This is a genomic window from Cytobacillus sp. FSL K6-0129, assembly GCF_038007625.1.
Taxonomy (GTDB): domain Bacteria; phylum Bacillota; class Bacilli; order Bacillales; family Cytobacillaceae; genus Cytobacillus; species Cytobacillus kochii.
Genome location: NZ_JBBOXM010000001.1, coordinates 2,940,737 through 2,957,951, shown reverse-complemented (window position 1 = coordinate 2,957,951; position 17,215 = coordinate 2,940,737). Strand labels below are relative to the sequence as shown.

Below are 17,215 nucleotides of genomic sequence, written 5' to 3'. Positions count from 1 at the left end.
AAGTTTTAAATTCAATGAAATAGATGGATAGAATTAGTATCATTTTTTGAGGAACACCTATAACTAACAATTTCTATACTCAGGATTAGTTGATGATGTTCTTAAAAGATATTTTTGGAATAGTAGTTAAAGACAGAAAAGAGGGGTACCGACATGAACAAACGCGACTACCTAATAAAGACTTTCTCAAGAACAAAAAGAAAAGACTATGAAAACTATATTTTAACGGCGATTTGGCATAAGTTAGACAATATGAATATTAAGCCGGTAAGCCAACAGTATGTGAAGCGGCAAAATGGCCGATATGCTTTGATGGACCTTTATTTTCCCCAATTAAAGATAGGGATAGAAGTAGACGAAGCCTATCATCTAAATCATCATACAGAAGACAATTTACGTATGGATGATATTATTTCGGCGGTTTATGAGGAATCCATTGAGGATTTTCAAGTGTATAGAATGGATGCGACGAAATCTATAGATGAGATAAATGCTAGAATCCACGAGGTCGTATCTATTATTAAAAATAAAGCGGCGGTAGTGAAAACAACATTGAATTGGATGACATATGAAGAAGAATTAAGCGAATTAAAACAAAAAGAATATCTCTCTATTCACGATAATGTGCAATTCAAGGACATAAAAGATATCGCCAATACTGTATTCGGTAAGAATGCTAAGAGGTATCAATTGAGCTATTTTCGAGTGATAGATAAAACCTGGTTATGGTGTCCGAAACTCTCCATCGTAGAAAACGGGGATACAAAATCAGTTGCCAGCGGTTGGTTAAATCTATTGGCAGAAGATTGGACTTACATAGATGAATCTCACCAGGACGTTGCCATCGCCAAAGAAAGAACAAAAAATTATATGGAAGAAATGAATGTTGGCCGAGAAAGAGCAGTATTTGCAAAATACAAAAATAATCTCGGCTTTAATAGTTATCGATTTGTAGGTGTCTTCAAAATTTCAGGGGTTTCACCTGATAATGACGAGTTTCTTAGGTATGATCGTATAAGTGAACGGGTTAGAATTGTTTAATTGTATTTATAGAAGTGGTCAGGTGGGGGAAGGAGTATAATTGTATATTCCCCCATTTAATCCCAATCCTTATAATCGTTTATTATAGTTTTCTATTCACCAACGACTGATCAAAAAAAGCCAAAATCATCTCTAATAACGTTGTGATTGTTATATTTCCACCCTCCATCCCATGGTCAGCGCCTTTAACAGTTAGAAGCGCAGCATTAGGGAGGTTTTCATATATTAATCGGGCTTGAGAGACCGGAACGATTTTATCGTCTTCACCATGTATGATTAAAAAAGGTATGTTCTTGCTTTTGTCGTTGATGTATGGGATAGGGTTTGTTTTTTTGGCAAGTTCCGCATTTTTTTGAACGGTTATTTCTCCAATAAGTTTGGCTTCATGAGAATTTTCTAGATCATGCCATCCGCCCATTTTGAGTATATCAATAGGGGCTGAAACTGTAACTACACAATTTATATGAGTCGGGTAATGAGGATGCCCTGATCCTCCTTCTAATTCATCATTTCCAATAGATGTCGCTAAAAGAGCTGAGAGGTGTCCGCCTGCGGAGTGTCCCCAAACCCCTATTTTTTCAGGATGAATATGGTAGTTTACATGATTAGCTCTTAACCAGCGGACGGCTGCTTTACAGTCATGAATTTGCGCGGGGAAAATTGCTTCACCACTCAATCTATAATTGATGTTGATGACAAAATAACCATTCTTAGCAAAATATGAATTCCATTCTCGACCACCTACTCCAGCTTTATCTCCACTGGACCAACCTCCACCATGAATATAAATGATTACCGGCATTGGTTCATCTGGAAGTTTGGTAGGGCGAATAATATCTAACATCAACGGTACCCCATTTACTTTACCGTATTCAATATCTTCAATAAGTACAGTAGTCATGAAAGCTCGCACTCCTCACTCTTTAACAATATAATCCGGAAACGCCCGCTTCAAAGAATTCTCCTTCGCACCTTCACTAGATTCCACATGTATGAAATGATCATTTAAATAAAGGCTGTAAGTTCCTTTAGGAATATTGTTCATTTCCTCGAGGTCACTTATCACTTGTGTAAAAATCTCTTCACTAGGTTCTGCTTGTTGCTCTTTCATAAACAATTGGATATTAATTTGGAAGTTTTCTTTATCAAATAAGCTTTCCTCATACGCATCTCTTAGCGTTTCAATATTCGAATCAGGGTTTTGTAAATAAAGGTCATACACGGGTTTGATGGCGGCATCATCAGGGTCAGTAGAAATAAAATAATAAGGCGTCATAAAGCCATGTCCACCAACATTTTCAAGCGCTGCTTCTGTTTTACCAACCACTTCTCCTTCTGCAACCAATGACTCAAAGTAATCATCAAGCTTCTTGAACTCATTGCTAAAAATCATATGATATAACCCGCCCTTCATAGCGTTTTCTACTTGAAAGGCTTCGGCTGAAATATGCTCGGTCATTACTTTCTTTTCTTTTTCATCAATTGGTACAACAGCGTATGTATAAAAATGAGGTTCACCCACCGATTCCACAAAGACCGTGGCGGCATCTAATGCTCCGACTACATTGTGCACTACGACTTCGGTTTGGTAGTTTTCTTGAAAAAGTGCGACTGCGGCCTTTTCAATTTGTTCTCGATGATCTTCGGCAATCTGATCGGTTTCTTTTCCGTATGGTAAGGCATAGCCTTCACCGTTGTATTCCGCCACACTTACTAAGGCGTCATCAGAAGCATTTGTCTCACTCGTGTCAGTTGGATTAGAACATCCACCCAACATGATGATTATTCCCAGACAAAAAAGAGAAATCTTAAAGATAGGAACCATTTTTGTTTACTCCCTCCAAAAAGATCTTCCTTTTATTGTAGCGAAGAAAGTTAGATATTTACAGATTCGTAGGTGAAAAATTACCCTTTTTATGCAAAAATAGGAGATATGGAATAGGGGAACGAGGGGAGATTGTATGAAGAATAAGGGGATTTTTATTACCACTGTATGGCTTTTATTAGTGCTTATGATTTCGGCTTGTGGAACTACTGGTAATGAGACACATAAACAGTTGGATACGGAACAAACAAAACAAGTCCCTACCCAAAGCGAAAAGGAACAGCCTCCAATCACTCATAATGAGAATTCTTTAAAAGAGACGTATATAAAAGAATTCAATCGTACGCAAAAAGAGTTGGAAGAAGTAAAACCAGCGGATGCATCCACTTATGCAATGAAAAAAGTAGAGGGTGATCGATATGATGCTTGGGATGCGTTGTTGAATGAAGTTTATCAGGTGTTAGAGGAGGAACTTTCAACAGAAAAGATGGCTCATCTAAGAGAAGAACAACGAAATTGGCTCAATGAAAGAGATGATACGGCAAAAAATGCGTCATTAAAGTTTGAAGGTGGAACACAGGAACAGCTAGAATATGTATCGGTGCTAGCCAATCTTACTAAAGAAAGGTGTTACGAGCTAATCAATACCTATTTGTAGTAGTGGGCCAAGAACTCCCTATATCCATTCCCCGATATATCTGCTTTAATTAGTATAGTAGTGCAAATTGTGAAGTAGGTAAAGAATCGAGGAAGAGAAGTTGAAAAAGTTCAAGAAGTTTTATTTGGAGATTACGAGTGTTTGTAATTTGGCTTGTAGTTTTTGTCCGCCGACAGAACGGGCGAAGCAGTTTATTTCTTTGGAAGATTTTGCGAAGCGGTTGGATCAGATTAAGCCGCATACGGATTATATTTATTTGCATGTAAAGGGTGAGCCGCTGCTTCATCCGAAAATTGGGCAGTTGCTTGATATCAGTCACGAAAAAGGCTTTAAGGTCAATATTACAACCAATGGGACGCTCATTAATAAGAAGAGGGAGAAGTTATTGAACAAGCCGGCTCTAAGGCAGATGAATTTCTCACTTCACAGTTTTGATGGCCATATTGGTTCGGAGGATAAAGAAGGATATGTAAAGAGCATTCTTTCGTTTATTAAGGAAGCGACGAGTCAATCGGAGCTGATTGTGTCACTAAGGCTATGGAATTTAACGCAGGATAATGCGACGAATTTGGAGAAAAAACGAAATAGAGAAGTACTAGAAATCATTGAAAAAGAATTTAACTTGGATTATCGCATTGAAGAAAAGGTCGTACCTGGTAGCGGTGTGAAAATTGCTGATCGTATTTATATTAATCAAGATTATGAATTTCAGTGGCCCGCTCTTCATGAAGAAGAGGATGATGGCAAAGGCTTCTGTTACGGCATGCGTAATCAAGCGGGCATCTTAGCCAATGGTACCGTGATTCCATGCTGTTTAGATGGGGAGGGTATCATCAATCTCGGCAATATTAATGAAAATTCTTTTTCGGAGATTATTGAAATGGATCGAGCAAAGAATCTCGTTGATGGTTTTTCGCGAAGAGAGGCTGTCGAGGAATTATGTAGGAAATGTGGGTATCGTAAGCGGTTTGGGAAATAAAAAGGGAATCTAGGTCAGCCTAGATTCCCTTTTTTACCATTCCTTAGGCTCATAATTCAACTCTCTAAACAATTGATTCTTCTCTTTCTTAGACAAATCGCGCCATTGTCCAGGCGGGAGGGAACCTAAGTTGATATTCATGATGCGGATCCTTTGTAAACGTAATACATCGTAGCCGAATTCAGCACACATGCGGCGAATTTGGCGGTTGAGACCTTGTGTTAAAGTAATTTGAAAATCAAATTTGGATAAGGGGACGATTTTACAAGGTAGGGTAGTGGTCCCTAAGATTTTCACACCTTCTGACATCTGCTTCACGAATTCAGGCGTGATTGGTTTATCGACAGAAACGATATATTCTTTTTCATGCTGGTTTTCCGCACGTAAGATCTCATTCACGATATCACCGTCATTGGTCATTAAGATTAAGCCCTCTGAGTCTTTATCTAAACGGCCGATATTAAATATGCGTAATGGGTGATTCACGAGGTCAACGATATTCCCTTTGACACCCTTTTCGGTTGTGCTCGTAATCCCTACAGGTTTATTGAGCGCAATATAAACATTATTTCTGGCTACACGGATTTGATTACCGTCTACACGAACGTCATCGCCTGGTTCGACTTGAGTACCAATCGCAGCACGTTTCCCATTAATGGTGACTCTCCCGTCAGCAATTAATTTATCCGCTCCTCTTCTAGAAGCCTTTCCTGATTCACTAATATATTTATTAAGGCGCATATTGCCACATCCTTTTTAAATGATTCGTTAAGTACTAACTATACTTATTTTAAGGAATAATCACAAACGTTTCTGTCATTTTTTTATTAAATTCGTCGTTTTTCTTATATCGTTCTACATAGGGTATTTATTTCATCTGATACTAACATAAACGCAAAAGAGAAGTATGATAGATTAAGAGTGTCACAAAACAAGGAAACTAAAGGACCCAATTTGTTTATGTAAGAAAGGTGGGTTGATTTTGTTAAAAATAATTCGTTATGTCTTATCTGTAGTTACTCTCTTATTTGCTACATATGGAGTAGTGACGGAAGATTTTACGTTTGTGGGTATCATGATTTTATTCTTAAGTCTTACTATGCTGGCTTTGGGGATCGAAGCATTTAAGAAAGAAGAGAAGGGAATGGGCGTATTTCTCATTGTTGTATTTTTATTTTCCTTTTATGTATCCATTGAAAGACTCTTATGAAGTTAGAGCCTATAAAATATTTTTTTCCATTTCCCAACCATTTTAAGCTTATAATGGAAAGAAAAAGGTTGGAGATGATGGTTATGCCGAACACGGTTTCCCTTAGAAAAGGAGCAAATATCCAACTTCCAAAAGAGGGATTAGTTACAATCGAGGTTAAATGGCAAGGAGAGGTTGAATTAGACATTAGCGCTTTCCTAGTTACAGGGGACAGTCATGTACCTTCGGATGATTACATGGTTTTTTATAACCAAAAGAAAGATCCGGAAGAGAGTGTCTTTCTGCAACAAAATAAAGAGAAGCTAGTTGTGTTTACCATAAATTTAGACAAACTATCTTCAGTAATTCAAAGCTGTTCGTTTACCGCTACGCTTGATGGGCAGGAAACATTTCGTACGGTTCAAGGACTAGCCATTACTGTTAATAGTCCTCAAGGAATGGTTCATTATGAGGTAGATGATGCGACAGAAGAGCGGGCGCTAGTACTTGCGGAGGTCTATCGCTATCAGTCTTACTTTAAATTCCGCGCAATAGGAAGAGGGTTTAATGGTGGGTTAAAGCCTTTAGCTGAATCGTTTGGTGTAAAGGTAGCGGAAGAAGTGGCGCCTTCTGTTCAGGAACAAAAGCCCACACCATCAAATGCAACCATTCATCTATCCAAAATTGATTTGTTAAAGAAGAAAGTAACCATTTCTTTAGAAAAGAAGAAAATACAGCAAGTGAGAGCACGGGTAGCGGTTGTATTTGATGCTTCTGGGTCGATGTCACTTTTATATGAAAAAGGCGTGGTACAGCGCGCATTCGAACGTGTTCTAGCGGTTGCTGCATGTATGGACGATGATGGTGAATTAGATGTGTGGTTTTTCGGTTCTAAGTCTATGCGGGCAAACAGCGTAACAGAAAAGGATTATGAGGGTTATATTGAGAGAACTTATCCTCGTCCCAAAATATTTAGTGGGCTAGGAGTAGGAAATAACGAGCCTGTGGTGATGAAAGATGTCATTAAGAAATATGTAAAGGAAGACCCTCGCAGTGATTTACCTACATACATTATCTTTTTTAGTGATGGCGGCATTTATTTGGATCATAAGATATCAAAAATCCTTATTGATTGTTCCAAGGAAAACTTATTTTGGCAATTCGTCGGCATTGGCAATGCCAATTATGGTGTACTACAAAAACTGGATCAATTACCTGGAAGAGTCATTGATAATGCCGGTTTCTTTGCATTGGATGATTTAGATAAGGTTACAGATGATGAATTATATAATCGGTTATTAGATGAGTTCCCATCATGGCTGACATCAGCTAAACAACATGGCATGATTCAATAAAGTGATCGCGTTTCGAGGATTGGATTAGGTGTATGAACAGACCTTTTTTCTCTTTCGTATTTGGATACTGTATAATAGAAGTTTATGAACGAGAATAATAAGAAAAAAATGAGGTTTTCACATGACCAAAAAGAGTTTTTCAGATTATCCATTAAGCAATGAGATGATAAAAGCGTTGGATAGTTTAGATTATCATACACCAACAGAAGTACAAGCAAAGGTGATACCGTTAATACTTGAGAAGATTGACCTTGTGGTGAAATCACAAACAGGGAGCGGGAAAACGGCTTCTTACGCTATTCCGATTTGTGAGTTAGTCGATTGGCAGGAAAATAAGCCGCAGGCGATTGTCTTGACACCAACAAGGGAACTGGCGGTACAGGTGAAAGAAGATATCATCAATGTTGGCCGTTTTAAACGGATTAAGGCAGCAGCAGTCGTTGGTAAACAACCGTTTCATATCCAAAAGAATGAGTTAAAGCAGAAAGTGCATGTTGTCGTTGGTACGCCTGGACGTGTGCTTGATCATATTGAAAAGGGTACGCTCGCGCTCGATGAAGTGAAATATTTAGTCATTGATGAAGCCGACGAAATGCTTAATATGGGCTTTATCGAACAAGTTGAAGCGATTATTGAGGAGATGCCGAAACAGCGGAATACGTATCTTTTCTCAGCTACGCTACCTGACCGCGTAAGAACGTTATCACTTGATTATATGGAAACTCCTATAGATATTGAGGTCAAAGCTAGCGGGCTGACCACAAAGCAAATTGAACATAGTCTTTATACGGTATCAGAAAACGAGAAGTTGTCATTGTTAACGGATGTGACAACTATTGAAAATCCAGATAGTGCGATTATTTTCTGTCGAACGAAGGAGCGCGTTGATACACTTTGTGACGAGTTGACCGATAAAGGGTACGACTGTGATATGATTCATGGAGGTATGGAACAATACGATCGCTTAGAAGTAATGGAAGACTTCCGCAGAGGTGAATTCCGTTACTTAGTTGCAACGGATGTCGCGGCAAGAGGAATTGATATTGATCGAATCACGCACGTTTTTAATTATGATATTCCGTTAGAGAAGGAAAGCTATGTGCACCGGACAGGAAGAACAGGGCGAGCAGGACATCACGGTAAGGCGATTACCTTTGTGACACCGCGTGAAGATAAATTTCTTAAAGAAATAGAAGCATATATTGGCTTCCAAATCCCAGCATCTGAAGCGCCTTCGAAAGCGGCAGTGTCAGCGGCGAGGCCGGCATTTTTAGAAAAGCTGAACAGCGAACCACCATTAAAAGAGGCGAAAAGCGAAAAGTTAAATAAACAGATCATGAAACTCTATTTCAATGGCGGTAAGAAAAAGAAACTTAGAGCAGTCGACTTCGTTGGAACCATCGCTAAAATAGACGGTGTCACCGCCGATGACATAGGGATTATTACTATCCAAGATACGGCATCCTATGTAGAAATTCTAAATGATAAAGGTCCGCTTGTGTTGGAAACAATGAAGCATACAACTGTCAAAGGAAAGCAATTGAAAGTCCATGTGGCGAGGAAATAAACGGGTAGAGAAGTGAAGAATCTTTGGGAATCTTCACTTTTTTTTATGATCTATAAGAAGAAGGATGAATAAAAGGGCTTTGGGCGTAAAAGAGGAGGTGCGCGCAAAACCCCGAAAAGAAGGAAGGAGAATTGCGCGAAAAGCGGGGATGTGCGCAAAACCCGAGAAAAGAGGAAGGAGAATTGCGCGAAAAGCGGGGATTCGCGCAAAAGCTTAGAAAAGAAGAAGAAGAATTGCGCGTAAAACGGATATGTGCGCAAAAGCTTAGAAAAGAAGAAGAAGAATTGCGCGAAAAGCTGGGATGCACGCAAAAGCTCAGAAAAGAAGAAGAAGAATTGCGCGAAAACAAGAGATGCGAGCAAAACCCGAGAAAAGAGGAAGGGGAATTGCGCGAAAACAAGAGATGCGCGCAAAACCCGAGAAAAGAGAAAGGAGAATTGCGCGAAAACAAGAGATACGCGCAAGACTTGAGAAAAGGGGAAGAAGAATTGCGCGAAAACAAGAGATACGCGCAAAACCCGAGAAAAGAGGAAGAAGAATTGTGCGAAAACAAGAGATGCGCGCAAAACCCGAGAAAAGAGAAAGGAGAATTGCGCGAAAACAAGAGATACGAGCAAAACCCGAGAAAAGAGGAAGGGGAATTGCGCGAAAACAAGAGATGCGTGCAAAAGCCGAGAGAAAAGGAACAAGATTTACGTGCGTTAGCCATACATGTCTTCGCCTCGTTCGCAAACGAAGGTGCTTTTATAGGTGCATTAAGTAGAGCAAAAACTTCCCCTCTCCTTCTGATCGATTTAAGAAGTACCGTAGCTTCATACCCTTCTCCCAGGATAAAACCGAGCCTCCTCCACCATTTTATTCTCCTTCGCCGTCACCTCAGATGGTGTCAATTTAAAAACCATCGTATAACTCCCTAAAGAAGATTGGTATTTTTCCACATGAGTTTGAGCCAGTTTTTTATCGTAGTATCCGGGGACGTATTTATCGAGCATGCCTTGCATAGCGGCGGTGGCTTCTGTTATGTCGGTTACGGCTTGGAGTTGCCCGAAAAGCATAACGCTCATATAGGCAGTGTCCGTTTTCGCCGGAATCGGGCTAACCATTGTACCGTAATCTTCTGCGATGGTGAAACAGCAATGAGGGTTCTCGCGGATTATTTCAATTTTTCTGCCGGCAGCAGCACCGTGAAAATAGAGCGATCCGTTCATCCAGGTATAGTTTAACGGAACGACGTAAGGATGATCACCATCAGTTAATCCCAGATAGCCTGTACGTGTATTACTTATTAGTTGTTCAATTAGGGCCTGATCTGTGCACGCTAATTTTTGATTGCGAATTTCATATGACATTTCCATCCCATCCTTCTTTGTAAATGTTAAAATAATCGTAAGAAAAATCTGTATTTAAGAAAAGTGCCAGAAAGGGAAAGTTTCTTAGGGACAGTTGGGGGTTATGTGGGATGGAAATCACACCATTTATTCACAGGGAAAAAACGATACCACTTTATAGTCAGCTTTATCATTGGATGAAGACAGAAATTGAAGAGGGACGGCTATTGCCGGGGACAAAGGTGCCATCGATTAGGCAACTGACCCATCACTTGCAGATTAGTAGAAATACTGTGGACGCAGCGTATCAGCAGTTACAAGCAGAAGGATATCTTGAGAGTATACCTCGCAGTGGGATTTGGGTGGCAGAAATAGAGGAACGACTCTCGCAATCTTCAGAAGAGGCATCACCAGCAATAATTGAAAGGAAGTCATCATCTAAGACGATGATTGACTTTGAATATGGAAACATCGATGTAGAAAAATTCCCTTTTAAAAGTTGGAAAAAATCTCTCTCTCATGCCATCGAAGAGGAAGGACAGACGTTATCTCAGTATAGCGATAAGCAAGGAGAATGGTTATTACGGCAAGAGATTGCCACCTATTTATTGCAATCAAGAGGAGTTCATACGAGACCAGAGCAGATTTTGATTACGAGTGGCACACAATCAGCAGTAGAGATTATTTGCCGACTTTTGAAACTGCAGGGAAAAGAGGTGGCGATAGAAGAGCCGGGCTATAGTGGGGTGCGTACCGTCTTTGTTGATCAAGGCTGTGAGATGGTCCCTGTGCCGCTCGAGAAAGATGGTTTATCTATCTATCATCTACAGAAAAGTAAGGCAAAAGCCGTTTATGTGACCCCTTCTCACCAATTTCCGTTTGGGATGATTCTTCCAGTCGGTAAAAGAACGCAAATGCTTAACTGGGCTTATCAATCAGCTGGTTATATTATCGAGGATGATTATGACGGGGAGTTTCGTTATCAAGGTCAGCCTATCCCCTCGCTCAAATCGCTAGATGAAGAAGAAAAAGTCATCTACTTAGGAACTTTTTCAAAATCATTTCTCCCTTCCATGCGCATGAGCTTTATCGTTTTTCCACCTTCATTAATGAAGCAGTACGGACAGATGTTTCCTGATTATAATCAGCCAGTTTCACCAATGATACAAGTAGCTATGGCTAAGTTTATGCATGCAGGTGATTTTGAACGGCATATTCGGAGAATGAGAAAAACATATCAGAGAAAACATCAAACACTATTAAATAGTATTGAGCAACATTTAGGCAATAAAGTAAAAATTATTGGGGAAAAATCGGGCTTACATATCCTCCTAGAATTACAAGGGCATGCAGCACCACAAGTGATTGAAAAAGGGTTAAAAAAAGGTGTAAAAGTTTACACCCCTTCACGTTTTTGGCTATATCCAATTAGCGACAGCCAAAGGTATATCATGCTTGGGTTTGGTGGACTATCCATTGAGGAAATTGAAGAGGGAATTGCGCTTTTAGCTAGTTGCATATAAACGAAAGTGATCCCACTTTAAAAGTGGGATCACCATTCCTATTATTTTTTAACAACAGGAATCCACATTTCACCGTATACTGTACCGTTGTCCTCACTCATTTCCACTGTTGTGTTTGGTCCGCCAACATAGGCATAGTCAGTCATTTCTACTAATGCTTGACCAAAGGCCACAGCTGTTAGTTGATTACTTAATTCTTGAGCGGAGTCAGCTTTCCCTTCGACAACGAGGTAGGGTCCTTTAGGAAATTGGATAATTCTCGTTGCATCAGGTAATGTCTTTTCAGTCATCACGCCTGCATAATGCATCATTTTGTTATTGACCGCTTCGTTGACTGCGAAAATATAATTATTGTCTGCCACGGATTGAAGCTGCTCAAGTGTGCCATCCTTTTTCACAGTTTCCCAGAAATCGCTTTTCTGTTGATTGATGCTTTCTTGGTCTCTATAGTCCGCTACAATTTCAATTCCAAAGCCTAATACGACGAAACCTTCTTTTTCTTGTAATGAATAATTAGCCATTTTTATCGTCCTTCTTTCTTGAAATTTGACCAAATGATTGGTGTTTTCATTTGATGAGTTTATAATAACTTTAAATCATGTCAAAAAATGATACTGTTTAGGAGACTGAGATGAAAAAGGTTGAAAGAATTAATGTCATGATGCGATACATTAATAATCGTGCCCATTTTACGATTTCAGAAATCATGCAGGAATTTCAAATCTCTCGGTCAACAGCGATACGAGATATACGCGAGATCGAAAGTATGGGTGTCCCTCTTGTTGCGGAAGTGGGAAGAGACGGTGGTTATGCTGTCATGAAAAACGCTGTACTTCCCTCTGTTCGCTTCACTGATAACGAGTTAAAAGCACTATTTATAGCCTTTATGGCAACGAGAAACTTGCAATTACCTTATTTAAAGAGTCGCCAATCGTTAGCTGAAAAATTACTCGGTCTGATTTCAGAAGCCCAACAAGATGATCTCGTGCTTTTAAATAAGATTCTCTTATTTGAAGGAACGAACCCTTATAATCCTGAACTCTTAGAACTATCCGATTTACCTCACCCGATGTTAGAAAAACTGATTCAATTGGTACTAACAGACCGTTATATGACCCTTTCTATTAACGATGTGGACTATCCTATTTATCTTATGCACCTTTACCGTGAGAAAAACATCTGGTGGGTGGAAGGCTTTGATATAAGCGAAGAAAAGAAAAGGCTGATAGCAGTCGATCATTTGACCGAAGTGAACGTCTTTCATACGAAAAAAAGATTAAGCAGAAACAGCATGCTAAAAAAGATGGCTGAACATCATGTGAAAGACAATATCGTCATGAAACTTGGACCAAAAGCCATTGCTCAATATAAAAAGTATCATCCTTTCAATGTGGCCCTTACCTATACAGACCCCTATCAAACAACAGCTATAGCAAAAATATATGTCACCATGGAGAAACGAGATCAACTAGAGGAAATAGCCAGTTGGTTGCTCTTTCTTGGTGAGGATGTAGAATTGGTGGAGGTGCCGAGAGAGGTTTATACAGCTTTAGAAGAGAGGCTCTATAAATTTCAGAAGAGAAAGAAAAGCCAATAAAAACGCCAACCCAGCAATAAGCTAGATTGGCGTTGCGTTATGCGTATGATGTTTTTCGCCAAAAAGCCCCTTTGTCACAAGAGCTAATCGGTGGGAAAACTTCTTCGGTTTCTAGTTGGATTTTCTTTTCCTCGCCGGTTGGACTAGGTGTACGCGTCCCATCTGTATAACCATCCCATTCGTAGTAAGCATGAGCAGTGGAACGTTGACCTGTTTTAAATCTCTCTCCAATTGCCATAAATCTTACCTCCTTTAGGGGTGTTTGTCTCTATTTACCCGCGTTTATACAGGCTAAACCAGAAGCAAGTTCAACTTTATTTCATTGTGGCTGTTGAGGAATTTTTTTCGAAGAAAACTTCAAAAGAACAAGCTAGTAAACGCAATGCTTCTGACTTATTCTTAACCACACAGTATGATTTTTTGACCATTTCGTTTCAAATTTTATTCTTAAAGTAAAATACAAAAACGATACTTGTAATCATATAATACAATCCGATGATAGATGTACCATCTGATAATACAGTCCATAAATGATTTTGTTTAACCAGATACATCCAAATAAAGAAACTAATTATAAATACTAAAGGGAAAAATATATAATATCCCATAAAATACAGCTTTAACTTCTTGTTCATATTCTACACTCCTTAACGTAGACATAGATTTAAGGACTTTGCCTTAGCATAATAAACATCTAACTCCGATTATGTCAAAACGGGAGTATCACTCAAGCTACTATTTATTGATTTTATGTTTAAAAATATTGCTTGTCCAAGGTCCTCATCCATTTTGCTGCTATATTTATGTGAAAATTTCTTAACGTATCTTTTCCATGTTTTGTTGGTAGAACCCCGTAATGAAAAAACATGTAATCCATGCAGTTGTTGTAACGATTATAGCTAGAAATAACCCCATAGCCTGCATGAAAATATCCTCTCCTTGATAGGATGGCTCAAGAGTGATGTACAAAAAAGTAAATAAAACGGTTAATCCCATGTAGAAACTACTTCCAATAGTGGCTAACTTTAATCTATCCCCTTTTGAGCCCTGCCAGGCTTTATTTACTGCCACCCATAAATAGATGCTTGTGCATACGGCTAAAACCATAAAAATTAAGTGAACATAGGGAATGACAAAATAGCCCACAATATAAAGAGCAAGAATGGTAGTAGAAAATAGGGCTGTATTCATGAAGAATAGGAGAATTCCAGCTCCCCAATATGATTGGAACCATGGCGTCTTTTTTAAAAGGTGCACGAATGGATTCCCCTTGCCAAGTTGAGAGAGGATGGGGTTTTTAAAGAATATAATAACTAACATGATGAGTGAACCAACAAATAATATTAAAGACATTATAACCCTCCATAATAAAATTATTTCATATATAGGATACAATGTAATTTATTGAAAAACAATAAAAATTTATCGATATACTCAAGTTCCTCGTATGGTAAATTTGACTGAGGAAGAGGAGATGTGAATGATGAAACTCATAGGTAGTCATATTTATTTAGCAAGTCCCCAATTGAAAGAATTTCCTTATGTTTGGAATATGCTTAATGATAAGGATGCACGAAAGTATACGGGAGGCATTCCTCAAATAAGTTATGCGGAAAGAGAGTTATTATATGCTGAGCAATGTCAGACCTTTGGTGAAAACGGAAATTGGGAGTTTTCTATTTATTCTAAGGAAAACAATGATTATATGGGCTATGCAGGTTTTACTTTTGACGATGTCAATAAAAGATACTACCTCATGTATGGATTAGACAGGCAATATTGGGGAAAAGGTTATGCGACAGACGCAATCACCTTACTTCTAGCATTTGCAAATAAAAAATTAAATATTTCTACTATTTATGCGAGTGTTCATCCTGAGAACGCTTCGTCTATCCATTTGTTAAAGAAATTTTCATTTGCAAAAAGGGATAACGAAGATCTTTATATTCTGAGTAGTTAAAGTTACAGGAAATAAAAGAGGTTAGCTGTTTTTTATTTTCATAAAAGAAGAGATATAATAAAACAAATATGATACAAAAGGAGAGGCGATAAGAATGCCAGAAAGACATGTGTCAGGCTGGAATTTGCAAAATAGTTATAAGAAGCTGTCTCCCGGTCTTTTTACAGAAACAAAACCACAGCGAGCAAGTGGTCCAGAGATGGTGCAATGGAATAAAGAAGTAGCTGAAAGTTTAGGGATTAATAAAGAGTGGTTACAGAGTGAAGAGGGCATTAAGGTGTTAGCCGGAAACCAATTGCCAGAGGGCAGTGAGCCGATTGCACAAAGCTATGCAGGACATCAGTTTGGTCATTTTAATCGGCTAGGTGATGGGCGCGCCATACTTTTAGGGGAACAGTTGGCGGTAAACGGTGATCGCGTTGATATTCAGTTGAAAGGTGCCGGCAGAACACCGTATTCTCGAGGTGGGGATGGGCGTGCGGCGCTTGGACCGATGTTGAGGGAGTATCTCATCAGTGAAGCGATGCATGGTTTGGGCATTCCAACAACGAGAAGCTTAGCTGTAGTCGAAACGGGTGATGATATTGCACGCGAAACTTTATTACCAGGGGCCATTTTGACACGAGTGGCGGCGAGTCACATTCGTGTAGGCACTTTTCAATTTGCAGCTACCTTCACGAAACCGGAAGAATTGCAGGCGTTAGCTGATTATACCATTGAGCGTCATTATCCTGAGCTTTTAAAAGAAGACCATCCATACGTGGCCTTGTTGCGCAAAGTGATCGAAGTTCAGGCAGGGTTGATTGCTAAATGGCAAGCGGTCGGTTTTATTCACGGTGTCATGAACACGGATAATATGACGATCTCTGGGGAAACGATTGATTATGGACCATGTGCCTTTATGGATACGTATGACCCAGCAACGGTATTCAGCTCCATTGATGTTCAAGGTCGTTATGCATATGGGAACCAACCATATATGGCTGGTTGGAACTTGGCGCGCTTCGCAGAGTCACTGATTCCCTTATTACATGATGAAACCGAGGAAGCGGTGAAAATTGCGCAAGAGAAAATCGGCGAATACAATCGTATCTATATTCATAAGTGGACCGGAGAAATGAGGGCCAAACTCGGTCTGTTTACAGCAGAAGAATCAGATAAGGCTCTTATTCATGATTTACTCGAAATCATGAAGGAGCAAGGCGCGGATTATACGAACACATTCATCGCCCTGACCGATCGAACATTAGATCAGCCAGCGTTCAAAGAGTGGATAGTTCGTTGGCAAGAGCGGTTAAAGAGACAGGAAGCTTCAGAAGCGGAAGTGGAACAGTTAATGAAAAATCATAACCCAGCTGTTATTCCACGAAATTATTATGTTGAAAAAGCATTAACTGCAGCGGTGAACAAAGGGGATTATCATTTATTTGAGGAGCTATTAGCGGTGCTCGCTCATCCATATGCGCATACGGCAGAGCAGGAGAAGTATAAAGAGGTGCCGGTACAGGATGATAATTATCAAACATATTGCGGGACGTAAAAGAAGCGGGGGCGTGACCCTTGCTTTTTTTTTTTACGCATGTTTATGGGGATTTTTGTGGCGATTGCAAAATTGATCGGATACGGCGAGAAACCGAACGGGTCAAAAACCTGTAGAAGTAGGGAAAACTGGTTGGATTAAGCAGGAAACGCGTCAAAAAACGAAGTCAGTAGGAAAAATTGAATGGCTTAAGCAGGAAACGCGTCAAAAACCCGTAGCAGAAGAAAAACCTGATAGGATTAGGCAGGAAACGCGTCAAAAAACGGTGTCAGTAGAAAAAATTGATTGGATTAAGCAAGAAACGCATCAAAAAACGGAGTCAGTAGAAAAACCTGATAGGATTAGGCAGGAAACGCGTCAAAAAACGGAAGCAGTAGGAAAACCTGATAGGATTAAGCAGGAAACGCGTCAAAAAACGGAGACAGTAGGAAAACCTGATAGGATTAAGCAGTAAACGCGTCAAAAAACGGAGACAGTAGGAAAACCTGATTGGATTAAGCAAGAAACGTGTCAAAAAACGGAGTCAGTAGGAAAACCTGATAGGATTAAGCAGGAAACGCATCAAAAAACGGAGTCAGTAGAAAAACCTGATAGGATTAAGCAGGAAACGTGTCAAAAAACAGAAGCAGTAGGAAAACCTGATAGGATTAAGC

The 17,215-nt window shown here is 39.5% G+C and carries 19 protein-coding genes; 12 read left to right on the top strand and 7 right to left on the bottom strand.

The features are described 5' to 3' along the window. The first annotated feature begins 153 nt into the window (after nt 1–153). A complete protein-coding gene (locus MHI57_RS14720; RefSeq protein ID WP_322909900.1) occupies nt 154–1,041 on the top strand; it encodes an AbaSI family restriction endonuclease in 888 nt (295 codons plus the stop codon). An 82-nt stretch (nt 1,042–1,123) separates the two neighbouring features. Here MHI57_RS14720 and MHI57_RS14715 read toward each other — a convergent pair whose 3' ends face one another. Together MHI57_RS14715 and MHI57_RS14710 are read right to left on the bottom strand one after the other, a co-directional pair. Beyond that, on the bottom strand, nt 1,124–1,942 hold the full coding sequence (locus tag MHI57_RS14715; RefSeq protein ID WP_322909899.1) for an alpha/beta hydrolase: 819 nt from the start codon (nt 1,940–1,942) through the stop codon (nt 1,124–1,126). Between the two features lie 15 nt (nt 1,943–1,957). Continuing rightward, nucleotides 1,958–2,818 (bottom strand): DUF1672 family protein, encoded by an 861-nt coding sequence (locus tag MHI57_RS14710; RefSeq protein ID WP_322909898.1) that lies wholly within the window; start codon nt 2,816–2,818, stop codon nt 1,958–1,960. 184 nt (nt 2,819–3,002) lie between these two features. On the opposite strand from MHI57_RS14710, the gene MHI57_RS14705 reads away from it, so the two are divergent. Together MHI57_RS14705 and MHI57_RS14700 are read left to right on the top strand one after the other, a co-directional pair. Further along, nucleotides 3,003–3,524, top strand: a complete 522-nt coding sequence (locus tag MHI57_RS14705; protein WP_095371382.1) for a lysozyme inhibitor LprI family protein — start codon at nt 3,003–3,005, stop codon at nt 3,522–3,524. Nucleotides 3,525–3,624: 100 nt separating this feature from the next. Continuing rightward, a complete protein-coding gene (locus MHI57_RS14700) occupies nt 3,625–4,503 on the top strand; it encodes a radical SAM/SPASM domain-containing protein (protein ID WP_095371383.1) in 879 nt (292 codons plus the stop codon). Between the two features lie 33 nt (nt 4,504–4,536). Here the strand turns inward: MHI57_RS14700 and rluF are convergent, their stop codons facing one another. Continuing rightward, entirely contained in the window at nt 4,537–5,244 is a 708-nt protein-coding gene (gene rluF / locus MHI57_RS14695) for a 23S rRNA pseudouridine(2604) synthase RluF (RefSeq protein WP_095371384.1), read from the bottom strand. 241 nt (nt 5,245–5,485) lie between these two features. Between rluF and MHI57_RS14690 the strand changes: the two genes are divergently transcribed. From MHI57_RS14690 to MHI57_RS14675, 4 genes are all read left to right on the top strand, one after another. After that, complete coding sequence (locus MHI57_RS14690; RefSeq protein ID WP_340977037.1) at nt 5,486–5,713, top strand: DUF3953 domain-containing protein; 228 nt, start codon at nt 5,486–5,488, stop codon at nt 5,711–5,713. A gap of 83 nt (nt 5,714–5,796) precedes the next feature. Next, nucleotides 5,797–7,047: a vWA domain-containing protein gene (locus MHI57_RS14685; RefSeq protein ID WP_340977035.1), complete on the top strand. Its 1,251-nt coding sequence runs from the start codon at nt 5,797–5,799 to the stop codon at nt 7,045–7,047. A gap of 121 nt (nt 7,048–7,168) precedes the next feature. Continuing rightward, nucleotides 7,169–8,614, top strand: coding sequence for a DEAD/DEAH box helicase (locus tag MHI57_RS14680; RefSeq protein ID WP_340977032.1), 1,446 nt, complete (start codon nt 7,169–7,171; stop codon nt 8,612–8,614). A 131-nt stretch (nt 8,615–8,745) separates the two neighbouring features. Next, the gene (locus MHI57_RS14675; RefSeq protein ID WP_340977030.1) at nt 8,746–9,531 is read left to right on the top strand and encodes a hypothetical protein; all 786 of its coding nucleotides are present in this window, start codon (nt 8,746–8,748) and stop codon (nt 9,529–9,531) included. On the opposite strand, the gene MHI57_RS14670 is transcribed toward MHI57_RS14675, so the two are convergent. Further along, entirely contained in the window at nt 9,427–9,963 is a 537-nt protein-coding gene (locus MHI57_RS14670; RefSeq protein ID WP_281202976.1) for a pyridoxamine 5'-phosphate oxidase family protein, read from the bottom strand. The two genes, MHI57_RS14675 and MHI57_RS14670, sit on opposite strands and share 105 nt — an antisense overlap. Nucleotides 9,964–10,073: 110 nt before the next feature. Between MHI57_RS14670 and pdxR the strand changes: the two genes are divergently transcribed. Continuing rightward, on the top strand, nt 10,074–11,465 hold the full coding sequence (gene pdxR / locus MHI57_RS14665) for a MocR-like pyridoxine biosynthesis transcription factor PdxR (RefSeq protein ID WP_340977029.1): 1,392 nt from the start codon (nt 10,074–10,076) through the stop codon (nt 11,463–11,465). 41 nt (nt 11,466–11,506) lie between these two features. Here pdxR and MHI57_RS14660 read toward each other — a convergent pair whose 3' ends face one another. After that, entirely contained in the window at nt 11,507–11,986 is a 480-nt protein-coding gene (locus MHI57_RS14660) for a GyrI-like domain-containing protein (RefSeq protein WP_289435023.1), read from the bottom strand. Nucleotides 11,987–12,096: 110 nt separating this feature from the next. On the opposite strand from MHI57_RS14660, the gene MHI57_RS14655 reads away from it, so the two are divergent. Beyond that, nucleotides 12,097–13,062 carry a helix-turn-helix transcriptional regulator gene (locus MHI57_RS14655; protein ID WP_340977026.1) on the top strand — a complete coding sequence of 322 codons (966 nt, stop codon included), beginning with the start codon at nt 12,097–12,099 and terminating at the stop codon, nt 13,060–13,062. Nucleotides 13,063–13,099: 37 nt separating this feature from the next. Here the strand turns inward: MHI57_RS14655 and MHI57_RS14650 are convergent, their stop codons facing one another. Beyond that, nucleotides 13,100–13,300 (bottom strand): YjzC family protein, encoded by a 201-nt coding sequence (locus MHI57_RS14650; RefSeq protein ID WP_095371392.1) that lies wholly within the window; start codon nt 13,298–13,300, stop codon nt 13,100–13,102. A gap of 578 nt (nt 13,301–13,878) precedes the next feature. Then, nucleotides 13,879–14,415 carry a hypothetical protein gene (locus MHI57_RS14645; RefSeq protein ID WP_340977024.1) on the bottom strand — a complete coding sequence of 179 codons (537 nt, stop codon included), beginning with the start codon at nt 14,413–14,415 and terminating at the stop codon, nt 13,879–13,881. Between the two features lie 127 nt (nt 14,416–14,542). Between MHI57_RS14645 and MHI57_RS14640 the strand changes: the two genes are divergently transcribed. The 3 genes from MHI57_RS14640 to MHI57_RS14630 all read left to right on the top strand — a co-directional run bounded on the left by MHI57_RS14640 (nt 14,543) and on the right by MHI57_RS14630 (nt 17,016). After that, the gene (locus MHI57_RS14640) at nt 14,543–15,022 is read left to right on the top strand and encodes a GNAT family N-acetyltransferase (protein WP_307319541.1); all 480 of its coding nucleotides are present in this window, start codon (nt 14,543–14,545) and stop codon (nt 15,020–15,022) included. A 94-nt stretch (nt 15,023–15,116) separates the two neighbouring features. Next, a complete protein-coding gene (locus tag MHI57_RS14635; RefSeq protein WP_322909890.1) occupies nt 15,117–16,562 on the top strand; it encodes a protein adenylyltransferase SelO in 1,446 nt (481 codons plus the stop codon). A 265-nt stretch (nt 16,563–16,827) separates the two neighbouring features. Further along, the gene (locus MHI57_RS14630; protein WP_340977022.1) at nt 16,828–17,016 is read left to right on the top strand and encodes a hypothetical protein; all 189 of its coding nucleotides are present in this window, start codon (nt 16,828–16,830) and stop codon (nt 17,014–17,016) included. Nucleotides 17,017–17,215: the final 199 nt, after the last annotated feature.